The organism is Mycobacterium sp., from assembly GCF_040398885.1.
In the GTDB taxonomy this organism is placed as follows: domain Bacteria; phylum Actinomycetota; class Actinomycetes; order Mycobacteriales; family Mycobacteriaceae; genus Mycobacterium.
Genome location: NZ_JBBATF010000007.1, coordinates 22,252 through 35,621, shown reverse-complemented (window position 1 = coordinate 35,621; position 13,370 = coordinate 22,252). Strand labels below are relative to the sequence as shown.

Here is a 13,370-nt window from a genome sequence, read left to right as displayed (position 1 = left end):
CATAGACCGTCTCGCCCGCGGTCACGTCCTCGTAGACCGTGTCCGCATAGACCGTGTCCGCATAGACCGTCTCGCCCGCGGTCACGTCCTCGTAGACCGTGTCCGCATAGACCGTCTCCGTATAGACCGTCTGCTCGGAGTCGGCGTACCCCGCCGGATATTCGTCGGTCTCCTCGGCGCTGACGACGGGGATCTCCCCGGTCCGGATCACCGGAATCTCGCCGGTCAACTCGGAAACGGACACTCCGGCGTTGCGGCGGCTGCGCCGCCGCCGGCCCCCGACGGGCGGTGACCCGATGGTCCCGTTGCGGGCTAGCAGCTCGGCGACCGAGATCGGTCGCGTGCTGTCATCTGGTGCGCTCATCGTGTCTCGCCTCTCAATCGGCCCGCGCAGCCTGCACGAACGCGGTCCCGTCCGCCTCACTGTCCAGTCGGCGAAGGATGATGCCCTCGCGCAGCGCCCACGGGCAGATCTGCACGGACTCCAACGACAGTGCTCGCATGCTCGCCTCCGCCACCAGTGCGCCGGCCACGATCTGTGGGGCCCGCTCGGCACTGACCCCTTCCAGATCGGCACGGTCTGCAGTGGTCATCCTAGAGATGAACGCTATGAGTTGCCGAAGCCCGCTGGCGGTAAGGACACGCTTGACCCGCGGTCCGGCCGCCGACGGCGCCGCGCCGGTCAACCGGGCCAGTGACCGGAAGGTCTTGGAGGTGCCCACCGCCAGGTCTGCCGGTCCGGCGTCTGCCATCGCCTTGGCCGCGTCGGCCAACTCGCTGTCCAGCCAGTCCCGCAGCATCCCCACCTGTCGCCGCCCGGGCGGATCACCGTCCAGCCATTCCCGGTTCAGCCGGCCGGCGCCCAGTGGCAGCGACAGGGCGACATCGGGGGCCTCGTCCACGCCGGAGGACATCTCGAGCGATCCGCCGCCGATGTCGAGGTCGATGATGCGACCTGCGCTCCAGCCGTACCAGCGCCGGACCGCCAGAAAGGTCAGCCGCGATTCGTCGACGCCGGAGAGAACCTGCAGATCGACACCGGTCTCAGCGCGCACACTGGCCAGCACGTCGTCGCTGTTGGTCGCGTCGCGGACCGCGGAGGTGGCGAAGGCCATCAGGTCCTCGCAGCCGGAACTGCGGGCGATTTTGGCGAACTCGTCGACGGTGGCGATCAGCTTCTCCGAACCCTTGCGGGTCAACTTCCCGGATTCGTCGATCGCCTCGGCAAGGCGCAGCGGCGCCTTGGTGGAGCTCATCGGGGTCGGATGCCCGCCGCGGTGCGCGTCGACCACCAAGAGGTTGACGGTGTTGCTGCCCACGTCGAGGACGCCTATTCGCACGTGCACCAACCTAGCGTCCGGTGTGGTCTACCGTTGCACTCCGTGATACGCAGGCATCCCGGTGAGGTCGACCTGGACTTCCCCCGCGAGTGGGTGGAGTTTTACGACCCGACCAATTCCGAACACCTGATCGCCGCGGACCTGACCTGGCTGCTTTCGAATTGGACCTGCGTTTTCGGTACCCCGGCCTGCCAGGGCACGGTCGCCGGACGCCCCGACGACGGGTGCTGTTCGCACGGGGCGTTTCTGTCCGACGACGACGACCGCGCCAACCTCGACGACGCCGTTGCCAAACTCACCGACGCCGACTGGCAGTTCCGGGACAAGGGCCTCGGCCCCAAGGGATACCTGGAGATGGACGAATACGAGGACAAGCCCAACCTTCGCACCCGCAAGTACAAGGGGGCCTGCATCTTCCTGAACCGCCCCGGATTCTCCGGCGGGATCGGCTGCGCGCTGCACAGCAAAGCGCTCCAACTCGGGGTGGAACCGCTGACCATGAAACCCGAGGTCTGCTGGCAGCTTCCGATCCGGCGGACCCAGGAATGGGTGACCCGTCCTGACGGCAGCGAGATTCTCAAGACCACCGTCACCGAATACGACCGCCGTGGCTGGGGCGAGGGCGGCGAGGACCTGCACTGGTACTGCACCGGAGATCCCGCCGCGCACGTCGGCAGGAAACCGGTCTGGCAGTCCTACGCCCCGGAACTCACCGAGTTGCTCGGCGAGACCGTCTACGCCGAACTCGCCTCGATCTGCAAGCGGCGCAACGGGTTCCCCCTGGTCGCCGTGCACCCGGCGACACGAGGCGCCCGGCCGTAGCCGCCGGGGCGTCCTCGCCCCCTCCCACTGCGCCGGCCGGTCGGCTAATGTGCGCTGGAGGTGGGTCTGGGAAGGGTGCGATATGGCTGCTGTGAAATACGTCGGACGAGTCGGGGCCCTGGCCGTTGCGCTCGGCATCGGCTCCGCCCTGGCCGGCGGCACCCCGGCGGCCTCTGCCGATCGTTCCGCCGCCGGCGGTTCCGACTCGGCTCCCGGCGCAAACTCGTCAGCGGCGGCAACGACACGCTCGCCGGCCGACACCCGAGGGCCCCGGACGCGCCAGACGCCCGACGGGCCCCGCGCCGCGCCCGGCGGCAGGCACGCCGCACCCGCCGCCGCGGTGTCCCCGCGTGCGGACCGCAGCCCGACGAGTCGCACACCGGCTCCCGCGGTGTCGTCGCCGGATGTGCGGATCGCAACCCCGCCTGCCGCCCGGCCCGCCCCGGAAACGCCGGCCGCACCCGCCCCGATCCCGACACCGGCCGCACCCGCCCCGATCCCGACACCGGCCCCACCCGCCCCGGTCCCGACGCCGGCCGTCCACGCCGTGGTCCCCGTCCCGGCCGAGGCACGGCCGGCCAGGGCCGCCGCGTCGCGCGCCGAAGCGGTTGCCGCGCCCGCATCGGCGTTGACGAGCACCGCGACCGTCGACCGACTCGCCGATTCGACCGGCGGCGCTCCCGGAACACCGATCGACGCTGCGGCCGGCTGGGCGGTGCTCGCGGTCGCCCGCCGGGAGACCGGCCCGCTGTTCGGATCCTCGATCGGGGTGAACCCGGAGGTCACCTGGAGCGACGGCCTGCTGCTCGGGACACTCAACGCCACGTCCGCCCGCGGACTGCCGCTGACCTACACCGTCGTCCGCGACCCGAGCCTGGGCGGGAAGATCGCCTGGGCGCCGAGCGATCAGGGGACCGCGCCAGACCAGTTCTCGTACCTGCCCGACATGTCGACACTGACGGAACCCGGGCGGACCGAGCAGTTCAAGGTCCTCGTCGCCGAGGTCACCGCGTTCGACCGTTTCCTCAGCATGATCCCGATCGTCGGGGACCTGTGGGATCCGGTCCTGAAAGTCCTGCACCGCTTACCGATCGTCAGCACCGTGCTGGCACCGATCATCGGCGACGCCGTCGTCGCGAACTTCGACGAGACCCCCTCGACGCTGGCGGCCGGCAGACCCGTCGCATTCACCTACCTGATGCCGTCCTTCGACGGGACACCCATCAGCGTCAACTACTACCCCGCCACCGCCGTCGCGACGGGCGACGCCGCCTCGGCCCCGACGGTGCTGAACGGACCGGATCTGGGCTTCCCGGGCAACACCGACGTCTTCTCGACCTGGGCGCCGAGCCTGGTCGAGATCGTCCCGGGTATCCCCGTGCTGCGTTCGGGCGCGAGCCCCTTCGACGGGGGCTACGCGGCCAGCACCGGTTTCAACGTCATCACCTGGGATCCGCGCGGCGAGTGGGCGTCGGGTGGGGTGCTGCAACTCGACAGTCCCTTCTTCGAAGGACGTGACGTCTCCTCGATCATTTCGTGGGCCGCCAGCCAGGCGAACGTCGCACAGAACCAGGTGGCCACCGATGCCGGTGACCCGTTGATCGGAATGGTCGGCGGTTCCTACGGGGGCGGCATCCAACTGACCAGCGCCGCAATCGATCCGCGGATCGACGCAGTCGTCCCGAGCATCGCCTGGAACACCCTGAACGAGTCGCTCTACCCGGACAATCGGTTCAAGACCGTGATCGGCACCGAATTGCTGCTGGCCCTCGTCGGCACCGGTGCGCGGATCAACTCCCAGATCTACCCGGCGATCATCACCGGAGATCTGTTCAGTTGGCTCAGCCAGAGCGAGCAGGCTTTGCTCGCCAGCGCCGGTCCCGGGATTCTCGCCGGAAACATCACCGCCCCAAGTCTTTTCCTGCAGGGAACCGTCGACATCCTCTTCGAACTCGATGCGGCCAACAGCAATGCCGAGTTGATGCTCGAGCGCGACCCGTCGCTGCCCGTGAAGATCACCTGGTTCTGCGGCGGTCACGGGGTGTGCCTTTTGCCGGCCGAAGACCAGCAGGCGCAGGGCGTGGGGAACATGAACGACACCCTGCGCTGGCTCGACCAGTACGCCGCCGAAAACGCCTCCGCCGGCGCGGAAACCATTCCCGCCTTCCAGTGGTACGACCAGAACGGCGCCTACCACAGTTCGGACCTGCTGCCTTTCGACCCGCTCTTCAACGAGCCGGACGAACTCGGCTACACCGGTCCGGGGGGGTCGTTGCTGCTGGTGCCACTGCTCGGCGGATCAGGACCCTCCGAAGCCGCCGTCCCGCCCGCGAAGGGGACCTTGTTCAGCAAGGCCTTCGCACTCGCCAGTGGCAGCAAGGCCCGGAATGCGTTGAACCTGAGCATCGCCCCACCGGTCGATACGGTCATCGCCGGGGCGCCGAGTCTGAGTTTCAGCTACAGCGGTCTGGGCACCGGCCGCGCCGTCTACGCGCAACTGGTCGACGACGCCACCGGGCAGGTGGTCGGCAACGTCGTCACACCGGTGACGTTGACGCTCGACGGCCGACATCGCACCGTGACGGTACCGATGGCCGACATCGCCTACACCGTCACCGACCCCGGGGACTCGATGACGCTTCAGATCACCAGTTCGGCCCTGCCCTACGCGGACATGTTCGCCTGGGGCCTGGTCAACATCTCCGACGTGAAACTGGAGGTTCCCACGGTCGCCTGAACGGCCCTGCCGGTGCTCAGCCCTCGAGCTTGTAGCCCAGCCCCCGGACCGTCACCAGCAGCGCCGGGTTGGCCGGATCGGTCTCGATCTTCGAACGCAGTCGCTTGACGTGGACGTCGAGGGTTTTGGTGTCGCCCACGTAGTCCGAACCCCACACCCGGTCGATCAGTTGCCCGCGGGTCAGCACCCGGCCCTTGTTGCGCATCAGGAACTCCAGCAGGTCGAATTCCTTGAGCGGCATGGGGATCTGAGCCTGGTCGACGCTGACGATATGGCGCTCGACATCCATCCGGATCGGACCCGCCTCCAGGATCACGTCGCTGATCTCGTCCGCCTCCGCACCACGACGCAGCACCGCCCGGATGCGGGCGATCAGCTCCCGCGCCGAGTACGGCTTGGTCACATAGTCGTCGGCGCCCAACTCCAGGCCGAGGACCTTGTCGATCTCGCTGTCACGCGCGGTCACCATGATGACCGGGACGGCGGACCGCGCGCGCAGCTGCTTGCACACTTCGGTTCCGCTCATCCCGGGCAACATCAGATCCAGCAGGACGATGTCGGCCCCGGCGCGGTCGAACTCGGCGAGTGCGGAGGGTCCGTCGACCACGACGGTGGCCTCGAACCCCTCCTTACGCAGTAGAAAGGCCAATGGATCGGCCAGCGATTCCTCGTCTTCGACGACCAGCACCCGGATCATTGTTCCTCCTGCTCTTCGGTGGTTTCGGCGTCCGGACCGCGGTAGGCGGGGATGGACAAAGTGAACGTGGAACCCGTTCCGGCCTGGCTCCACAGCCTAATGCTGCCGTTGTGGTTGGCCGCGACGTGTTTGACGATGGCCAGGCCGAGTCCGGTGCCCCCGGTGGCACGCGAGCGCGCCTTGTCGACCCTGAAGAACCGCTCGAACACCCGTTCCTGGTCGGACCTGGCGATGCCGATGCCGCGGTCGGTCACCGCGATCTCGATCATGTCGCCGCGGCGACGACGGCTGATCGACACCGTCGAGTTGTTGGGTGAGTAGGCGATCGCATTGGAGATGAGGTTGGCGGTCGCGGTGACCAGAAGACCTTCGTCGCCCAGCACCCGGAAACCGGCCGCATCGTCTGTGGTGATCGCGATGTCCGCGTTTTCGGCCACCACCTTGTAGCGCGAAATCGCCTCCTGCACAACGCTGTCGACGTCGACGGCAACCATCTCGGGCAGCGCTTCGGCGCCCTGCAGACGGGAAAGCTCGATGAGCTCGCCGACCATGCTGGCCAGCCGCTGGGACTCGGTGTAGATCCTGCGACCGAAGCGTTGCACGTTCTGCGGGTCGTCGGTGGACTCCAGCAAGGCCTCGGAGAGCACTCCCATCGCTGCGACGGGGGTCTTCAATTCGTGGCTCACGTTGGCCACGAAATCGCGACGGGTGGCTTCCATCCGAGCCTGCTCGGACTGGTCGTCGAGGTAGATCACCGCCAGTCGGGGCGACTGCTCGCTCAGCAGCCGGATCGTGGCGTGGACCGCGAGGCCGGCGCGGCGTCCGGCCAGACCGTGCCGCGCGTAGAGATCGACGTCGGTTTCTTCGCCGGTGGCCAGGGTCCGCTCGGCGGCAGCCCACAGCCGGTCGTCGAGGCCGCCGTCCCGCAGCATGGACATCCCGGCGACGGTCCGGTTGCCGACCAGAACCTGGCGCGAGGAATCGACAACCAGGAGGCCGATCGGTGCGTCGTCGACCGCCCGCCGCAGCAACTCCGCACCGGTCAGGCGGTCTGCGTCGGCGGCGTTGCGCCGCCGCCGCACCTGCGGCAGCATTCCGGCGAAAGCGGCGCCCACCCCGATACCCGCCAGGCCCGCGAGGCTCGCGAGAGCCGCCGCGCTGACACTCACGCCGAAAGCGTACGCATCGGAGGGACCACCGAAAAAACTCGGTGGGCCGGCCGAACCGCCCGTTCAGTGGCTGTTCACCGGACGTTCTATTTGGACCCCTGGCTCGCGACGGCGGCCGCGCCGGCGGCGGCCGCCTCCGGATCGAGGTACGTCCCGCCGGCCACAACCGGCTTGAGATCGGGTCCCAAGTCGTAGCGCAACGGGATCCCGGTCGGGATGTTCAGCCCGACGACGGCCTCGTCGGACATCGCGTCGAGGTATTTCACCAGCGCCCGAAGCGAGTTGCCGTGCGCGGCGATCAGCACCGTCTTGCCCGCCCGCAGGTCGGGGGCGATGGTGTTCTCGAAGTACGGAACGAACCGGGCGACCACGTCGGCGAGACATTCGGTCAGCGGACCGCCGTCGATGTCCGCGTAGCGCGGGTCGGCGTCCTGGCTGAACTCGCTTCCCCGCTCGATCGGCGGCGGCGGGGTGTCGTAGCTGCGCCGCCAGGCCATGAACTGCTCCTCGCCGTACTTGGCCTTGGTCGCCGCCTTGTCGAGGCCCTGCAGCGCCCCGTAATGCCGCTCGTTGAGCCGCCAGTCGCGGTGCACCGGGATCCAGTGCCGGTCGGCCTTGTCCAGTGCGATGTTGGCGGTGCTGATCGCCCGGCGCAGGAGCGACGTGTAGACCACGTCGGGCAGCCGGTCAAGGCCGCCGATCAGTTCACCGGCGCGGGCCGCTTCGGCGCGGCCCTTGTCGGTCAGGTCGACGTCCACCCAACCGGTGAACTGGTTGAGCGCGTTCCACCGGCTTTCGCCGTGGCGGAGCAGGATCAGCGTGCGGTCGCCGTCAGCCATAGCCGAAGTGTCTCACGAAGCGGCTCAGGGCCGGTCGGGTTCGCCGGCATCGTCGGAACCGTCGCCGGTCGTCCGATCGATCAGGTGCTCGAAGGCCTTCAAGTTCGTCAGCGGCTCGCCACGGGCCACCCGCCAGGCCCATTCCTTGCGGATCGAGGAGGCGAAGCCCAACTCGAGCAGCGTGTTGAAGTCGTTGTTGACCGCCTCGAGCACCTGGCCGAGCACCCGGTCGATCTCGTCGGAGTTGACGAGGTCCAGCGCGATGCGGCCGATGAGGTAGATGTCGCCGATGTTGTCCAGCGTGTAGGCCACCCCGTAGAGCCTGCGGTTGCGCTTGAGCAGGAAACGGTAGACCGCCTCGTGGTTCTCGTCCGGACGGCGGCAGACGAACGACTCGACCCGCACCGAGTGCTCACCGATGCTGAGCAGAGTGTTGGTGATCAGCTTGCGCTCGCCGGGCAACTCGACGATGAGGCCCGGCAGTCCGCCGTGGGCTCCCTCGTAGCTGGTGAAGTTCAGCCCGTGCTCGGCCAGGGTCTGCTCGATCTCCCGCCGAACCCGCTGCTCGGCCTGCCGCGGGTCGCCCGACGTCACGCGCGCACCCCGCGCCGCGCGGCCCACCGGCGTCCGGCGCGGCGTGCGTTCAGCCCGGATCGGTGGGTGCGGCGGTAATCGGAGATCGCCCGGCCGTAGCCGGCCAGCAACCCGTCGACGGTGTGGTCCCAGGAGAACTGCGCGGCGTGCTCGACCGCCCCGCCGGTCAGCTCCGCGGGGTCGGAGCTCAGCAGGGCGGCGATCGCCGCGGCCCAGTCCCGCGGGTCGTGGCCGACCACCAGGGTTCCGCTGCGTCCGTCGGCCACCGCGACCGGCAGTCCGCCGACGGCCGCCGCCACCACCGGCGTTCCGCAGGCCTGAGCCTCCACCGCGACAAGGCCGAAGGACTCCGAGTGACTGGGCACGGCCACCAGGTCGGCGGCCCGGTAGACGTCGACGAGTCGTTCTCGCGGCTGGGGCGGCAGGAAACTGACGCGGTCGGCGATGCCGAGGTCGCGGGCCAGCCTGATGAGGCCGTCCGGTTCGGCCAGGCCGCTGCCGGACGCTCCGCCGGCCACCACCACCCGCACCGGTCCGGACCGGGTCGGCGCCAGCAGAGCCGCCGCCTCGAGCAGGACGTCCGGGGCCTTCAGCGGCTGAATCCGGCCCACGAACGCGACGATCGGGCCACCGGGGCCCAGTCCCAGCGCCGCCCGCGCGGCCGACCGGTCGCCGGGGGTGAACGTGTTCAGATCCACTCCGGGGTGCACCACGTCGATCCGGCCGGGATCGGCATGGTGCAGCGAAACCAACTGGCGCGCTTCGTCTTCGGTGTTGACGATCAGCCGGTCGGCTTCGTCGATCACCTGCTGCTCGCCGACCGCACGCAGCGGCGGTTCGGGTGCGTCGCCGTCGGCCAGCGCGGCGTTCTTGACCGCGGCCAGGGTGTGGGCGGTGTGAACCAGCGGCACCGCCCAGCGTTCCCGGGCCAGCCAGCCGACCTGACCGGAGAGCCAGTAGTGCGAGTGCACGATGTCGTAGTGACCGGGCTCGTGGTTGGCCTCGGCCCGCAGCACCCCGGCGGTGAACGCGCACAGCTGCGTCGGCAGGTCGTACTTGTCCAGACCCTCGAACGGCCCGGCGACCACATTGCGCACGAGCACACCGGGGGCGACCCGGACCGTGGGCGGGTCGGCCGACGAGGTGGCCCGGGTGAAGATCTCCACCTCCACACCGCGTGCCGCCATGTGCAACGCGGTCTGCAGGACGTAGACGTTCATGCCGCCGGCGTCGCCGGTGCCCGGCTGGGCCAGCGGCGAGGTGTGCACCGAGAGCACCGCGACCCGGCGCGGCAGCACACCGGCATCGCTCAGGTCCCGGGCAAGACGCACTTGCCCATCATGTCATTCGGCCGACACACCGCTGGCTAGAGTCGGTCCGATGACGGGTATCGCGGAGTCGCACGCACGCATCGCCGTGGTGACCGGCGCCAGTTCGGGCATCGGCGAGGCCACGGCCCGAACGCTGGCCGCCCAGGGATTCCATGTGGTGGCCGTCGCGCGCCGCGCCGAGCGGATCGAGCGGTTGGCCGCCGAGATCGACGGGACGGCGGTGGTCGCCGACATCACCGACGATGCCGCCGTGCGCTCATTGGCCGACCGACTCCGCCGCGTCGACGTCCTGGTCAACAACGCCGGGGGCGCCAAGGGCCTGCAACCGGTCGCCGGGGCGGACCTGGAGGACTGGCGCTGGATGTGGGAGACCAACGTCATGGGCACCTTGCGAGTCACCCGGGCCCTGCTGCCGGCGCTGATCGCCTCCGGTGACGGCCTGATCGTCACGGTCACCTCCACAGCCGCGCTGGAGGTCTACGACGGCGGGTCCGGCTACACCGCCGCCAAGCACGCCCAGGGTGCGCTGCACCGCACCCTGCGCGGCGAACTGCTCGGAAAACCGGTGCGGCTCACCGAAATCGCGCCGGGGGCGGTGCAGACCGAGTTCTCGCTGGTGCGCTTCGGCGGCGATCAGCAGCGCGCCGAGACGGTCTACGCCGGCATCACCCCGCTGGTGGCCCGCGATGTCGCGGAGGTGATCGGGTTCGTCGCCTCCCGGCCCCCGCACGTCGACATCGACCTGATCGTCATGCGGCCCCGCGACCAGGCCAACGCCAGCCGGTTCAACCGCCGGGTCTGACCGTCTGCCGGCGGCTCGGCTCAGAGCGCGCAGCCCACCAGCACCGGCTCGGGAACCAGCGTCACCCCGAAGGCCGCGCGCACCCCGTCTCGCACGGTGCGGGCCAGCGCCAGCACGTCCGCCGAGCCCGCCCCACCACGATTGGTCAGTGCCAACGCATGTTTGGTGGACAACCGGCACGGGCCCGCGCCGGGGAAGCCCTTGCCGAATCCGGCCCGCTCCACCAACCAGCCGGCCGCCACTTTCACACCGCCGTCGGCCGGGTAGTGCGGGACCGGCACACCGGACTCCCCGCGTAGCCGCTCGAACTGTTCGGCGCTGAGCACCGGATTGGTGAAAAACGAACCGGCACTCCAGGTGTCGTGATCGTCGACGTCGAGAACCATGCCCTTGGCCGCGCGCAGAGCCAGCACCGTCGAGCGCACCCTTTCCGGTTCGGTCCGATCACCCACGGCAACACCCAGTGCGGCGGCGAGTTCGGCGTAGCGCACCGGCGCCGACCGCCCGGCCGCGTCGAGTTCGAACTCGACCTCCAGGACGCATGCCTCGTCGGAGTGCTTCAGCACACTGTGCCGGTAGCCGAATCCCAACTGATCCGCCGGCACCCAACGCACCTCACCGGTGCGGCGATCCAGCAACCTGACCCCGGTCATCGAGTCGGCGACCTCGACACCGTAGGCGCCGACGTTCTGCACCGGAGTCGCGCCGGCCGAGCCGGGGATCCCGGAAAGACATTCCAGCCCGCCGAGCCCGTCCCGCACCGCGCGGGCGACAACGGTGTCCCAGTCGGCGCCGGCCTGCGCCCGCAGCGTCGGCCCGTCCACGGTGACGGCGGTGTTGGCGAGCCGCACCACGGTGAGGTCGGTCAGGTCGTCGGCGACGAGAACGTTGGAGCCGCCGCCGAGCACCAGGACCGGTCCGCCCTCGTCGTCGAGGACCCGCAGCGTGGCGATGATCTGATCGGCGGTGGCGCAGGTGACCACGCGCCGGACCGTCGGCCCCACCCGCAGCGTCGTCAGCCCCGCCAACGGCACATTCGCGGTGACCCACGCTCCGCCGAAATTCCCATTCGGTGCCATGGCGGCTAACGGTAGCCTCAACCGCTATGCCCCGATCGTTCGATATGGCCACCGAGTACGCGGGGTCTGTTGAACAGGTTCACGCAGCATTCTGCGACGAGCGGTACTGGCTTTCGCGGCTGGCCGAATCGGGCGCCGACAAGTGGGGGCTGGACGCCTTCCGGGTCGGCGGGGACAGCGGTGTCGACGTCGTGACGACCCAGGTGCTGCGGGCCGAACGGCTGCCGGGAATCGTCCACCAGTTCCACCACGGCGACCTGGAGATCCGACGGGCCGAGACCTGGACCGGCCTGTCCGGCGGAACGGCGCAGGCCTCGGTGGCCAGCTCCATCCGCGGGGCGCCGGTTACGCTGAGCGGCGACGCCAGCCTGTCGGCGCTCGCCGCGGGGGCCCGAATGGCCCTCCAGGCCACCGTCGAGGTACGCATTCCACTGGTCGGCGCCAAGATGGAGAAGTTCATCGGCAAACAGTTGGTCAATCTGCTCGACGCCGAGCAGCAATTCACCTCCCGGTGGATCGCCGGGCGGTAACCGTCAGGCAAGGTTGGGATCAGATGCCCCGCAGCATGGTGTTCGACATAGACGTCGAGGTGCCGGCCGCCAGGATGTACAGCCTGTTCACCAAGGTGGACTACTGGCAGGACCTGGTGAGCTTCTACCTCAGTCACTCCGCGCGCACCGAGATCGCACACTTCTCGTCCGACGAGACCGGCACCGACGTGTCCTTCTCCCACATCATGACGGCCGCCGACCTGCCGCCGATCGCCCGGCCGGTGCTTCCGGCCACCTTCACCGTCACTCGCGAGCAGCACTTCGAGCCGTTCGACACCCTCACCAACCAGGCCCTGGGCCGCTACCGGGCGCACATTCCCGCTCCGGTGGAACTCACCGGCGTCTACACCCTCTCCGACACCGAACACGGCAGCCGGATGCGGTTGGAGAGCACCTGCCGGGTGAAGGCGCCGCTGATCGGCGGACAGATCGAGCAGTTCGTGATGGGCGGCCTGAAACTGCTGTTCGCCGAGGAAGGCGAGTTCACCGCCGACTGGGTCGCCGGCAATCGCTAGGCCGCGGCGTCCGGTCGGGATACCGACCCGGGGAACCACCGGGGCCAATCGGCTCCGCCGGGCGGACCGCTGGCTGACCCGATCCCCCCGGGTGCTGTCCGCGCTGGATTCGACGCAGGCCCCGGTGGTGGTGGACCTCGGCTACGGCCGGCTACCCGTCACCACGCTGGAATTGGCGGCCCGTCTGCGCGCCGTGCGACCCGCAGTCCGGGTGGTCGGGCTGGAGATCGACCCGGAACGGGTCGCGGCGGCCAACGCCGGTGTCGAGTCCGGCGACGGGCGGGGCACCGAATTCCTTTTGGGGGGTTTCGAACTCGCCGGCCTGCGGCCCGTCGTCGTGCGGGCGTTCAACGTGCTGCGGCAGTACCCCGAGGACGCGGTGGCCGACGCCTGGCGGACCGTGCAGGACAACCTGGCGTCCGGTGGGGTCCTCATCGACGGGACCTGCGACGAGTTGGGGCGGCGCAGCTGCTGGGTGCTGGTGGACCGCGACGGTCCGGTGAGTCTCACACTGGCCTGCGACGCCCGGGACATCGAGCGGCCGTCCGATCTGGCCGAGCGGTTGCCGAAAGTGCTTATCCACCAGAACGTTCCGGGACAACCCGTTCACGCTCTGCTCGACGCCGCGGATCGTGCCTGGGCGACGGCGGCCGGGCAGTCGGTGTTCGGGCCGCGGGCGCGGTGGCGGGCGATGCTCGCCGAACTGCGGGCGGCCGGATTCCCGATCGAAGCGCAGCGACGGAACCCGCGGGATGCGGTGCTGACCGTGCCCTGGGCTTCCGTGGCCCCGCCACGAATCTGACCACCGTGGCCCCGCCACGAATCTGACCACCGTGGCTCCGCCACGAATCTGACCACCGTGGCTCCGCCACGAATCTGACCACCGTGGCTCCG

Annotated in this window: 13 protein-coding genes and 1 pseudogene; 6 read left to right on the top strand and 8 right to left on the bottom strand. The window is 69.5% G+C overall.

Annotated features, from left to right (window positions below; all coding sequences use genetic code 11):
* Both ADBZ5U_RS01470 and ADBZ5U_RS01465 read right to left on the bottom strand, forming a co-directional pair.
* Positions 1 to 364: pseudogene (locus tag ADBZ5U_RS01470) on the bottom strand (hypothetical protein); the annotation flags it as partial.
* A gap of 13 nt (positions 365 to 377) precedes the next feature.
* A complete protein-coding gene (locus tag ADBZ5U_RS01465) occupies positions 378 to 1,340 on the bottom strand; it encodes a Ppx/GppA family phosphatase (protein ID WP_526261628.1) in 963 nt (320 codons plus the stop codon).
* Between the two features lie 42 nt (positions 1,341 to 1,382).
* On the opposite strand from ADBZ5U_RS01465, the gene ADBZ5U_RS01460 reads away from it, so the two are divergent.
* Complete coding sequence (locus ADBZ5U_RS01460) at positions 1,383 to 2,162, top strand: DUF3109 family protein (RefSeq protein WP_526261626.1); 780 nt, start codon at positions 1,383 to 1,385, stop codon at positions 2,160 to 2,162.
* Positions 2,163 to 2,790: 628 nt separating this feature from the next.
* Positions 2,791 to 4,899, top strand: a complete 2,109-nt coding sequence (locus tag ADBZ5U_RS01455; RefSeq protein ID WP_526261624.1) for a CocE/NonD family hydrolase — start codon at positions 2,791 to 2,793, stop codon at positions 4,897 to 4,899.
* A gap of 16 nt (positions 4,900 to 4,915) precedes the next feature.
* Here the strand turns inward: ADBZ5U_RS01455 and ADBZ5U_RS01450 are convergent, their stop codons facing one another.
* The 5 genes from ADBZ5U_RS01450 to mshA form a co-directional block, all read right to left on the bottom strand.
* Positions 4,916 to 5,596: a winged helix-turn-helix domain-containing protein gene (locus ADBZ5U_RS01450; protein ID WP_526261622.1), complete on the bottom strand. Its 681-nt coding sequence runs from the start codon at positions 5,594 to 5,596 to the stop codon at positions 4,916 to 4,918.
* Positions 5,593 to 6,765 carry a sensor histidine kinase gene (locus ADBZ5U_RS01445; protein WP_526261620.1) on the bottom strand — a complete coding sequence of 391 codons (1,173 nt, stop codon included), beginning with the start codon at positions 6,763 to 6,765 and terminating at the stop codon, positions 5,593 to 5,595. Before ADBZ5U_RS01445 ends, ADBZ5U_RS01450 begins: the two co-directional genes overlap by 4 nt.
* An 86-nt stretch (positions 6,766 to 6,851) precedes the next feature.
* The gene (locus ADBZ5U_RS01440) at positions 6,852 to 7,604 is read right to left on the bottom strand and encodes a phosphoglyceromutase (protein WP_526261618.1); all 753 of its coding nucleotides are present in this window, start codon (positions 7,602 to 7,604) and stop codon (positions 6,852 to 6,854) included.
* 24 nt (positions 7,605 to 7,628) lie between these two features.
* Positions 7,629 to 8,198, bottom strand: coding sequence for a YbjN domain-containing protein (locus tag ADBZ5U_RS01435; RefSeq protein WP_526261616.1), 570 nt, complete (start codon positions 8,196 to 8,198; stop codon positions 7,629 to 7,631).
* Positions 8,195 to 9,529 carry a D-inositol-3-phosphate glycosyltransferase gene (mshA, locus tag ADBZ5U_RS01430; protein WP_526261614.1) on the bottom strand — a complete coding sequence of 445 codons (1,335 nt, stop codon included), beginning with the start codon at positions 9,527 to 9,529 and terminating at the stop codon, positions 8,195 to 8,197. Before mshA ends, ADBZ5U_RS01435 begins: the two co-directional genes overlap by 4 nt.
* Before the next feature lie 49 nt (positions 9,530 to 9,578).
* Between mshA and ADBZ5U_RS01425 the strand changes: the two genes are divergently transcribed.
* Positions 9,579 to 10,331 (top strand): SDR family NAD(P)-dependent oxidoreductase, encoded by a 753-nt coding sequence (locus ADBZ5U_RS01425; protein WP_526261612.1) that lies wholly within the window; start codon positions 9,579 to 9,581, stop codon positions 10,329 to 10,331.
* A gap of 20 nt (positions 10,332 to 10,351) precedes the next feature.
* Here the strand turns inward: ADBZ5U_RS01425 and ADBZ5U_RS01420 are convergent, their stop codons facing one another.
* On the bottom strand, positions 10,352 to 11,410 hold the full coding sequence (locus ADBZ5U_RS01420; protein ID WP_526261610.1) for a UDP-N-acetylmuramate dehydrogenase: 1,059 nt from the start codon (positions 11,408 to 11,410) through the stop codon (positions 10,352 to 10,354).
* 26 nt (positions 11,411 to 11,436) lie between these two features.
* On the opposite strand from ADBZ5U_RS01420, the gene ADBZ5U_RS01415 reads away from it, so the two are divergent.
* Genes ADBZ5U_RS01415 through ADBZ5U_RS01405 form a run of 3 tightly spaced genes read left to right on the top strand, consistent with a single transcriptional unit; the run spans position 11,437 to position 13,278 of the window.
* Positions 11,437 to 11,940 carry a DUF2505 family protein gene (locus ADBZ5U_RS01415; RefSeq protein ID WP_526261608.1) on the top strand — a complete coding sequence of 168 codons (504 nt, stop codon included), beginning with the start codon at positions 11,437 to 11,439 and terminating at the stop codon, positions 11,938 to 11,940.
* Between the two features lie 23 nt (positions 11,941 to 11,963).
* Entirely contained in the window at positions 11,964 to 12,476 is a 513-nt protein-coding gene (locus ADBZ5U_RS01410; RefSeq protein WP_526261606.1) for a DUF2505 family protein, read from the top strand.
* The gene (locus tag ADBZ5U_RS01405) at positions 12,469 to 13,278 is read left to right on the top strand and encodes a class I SAM-dependent methyltransferase (RefSeq protein ID WP_526261640.1); all 810 of its coding nucleotides are present in this window, start codon (positions 12,469 to 12,471) and stop codon (positions 13,276 to 13,278) included. The genes ADBZ5U_RS01410 and ADBZ5U_RS01405 overlap by 8 nt, the downstream gene beginning before the upstream one ends.
* The last annotated feature ends 92 nt before the right edge of the window (positions 13,279 to 13,370 follow it).

Excerpts from the sequence above, each read along its gene's own strand:
- ADBZ5U_RS01450 (WP_526261622.1), bottom strand. The coding sequence starts at position 5,596 with ATGATCCGGGTGCTGGTCGTCGAAGACGAGGAATCGCTGGCCGATCCA.
- ADBZ5U_RS01440 (WP_526261618.1), bottom strand. The coding sequence starts at position 7,604 with ATGGCTGACGGCGACCGCACGCTGATCCTGCTCCGCCACGGCGAAAGC.
- ADBZ5U_RS01425 (WP_526261612.1), top strand. The coding sequence starts at position 9,579 with ATGACGGGTATCGCGGAGTCGCACGCACGCATCGCCGTGGTGACCGGC.
- ADBZ5U_RS01420 (WP_526261610.1), bottom strand. The coding sequence starts at position 11,410 with ATGGCACCGAATGGGAATTTCGGCGGAGCGTGGGTCACCGCGAATGTG.
- ADBZ5U_RS01415 (WP_526261608.1), top strand. The coding sequence starts at position 11,437 with ATGCCCCGATCGTTCGATATGGCCACCGAGTACGCGGGGTCTGTTGAA.
- ADBZ5U_RS01410 (WP_526261606.1), top strand. The coding sequence starts at position 11,964 with ATGCCCCGCAGCATGGTGTTCGACATAGACGTCGAGGTGCCGGCCGCC.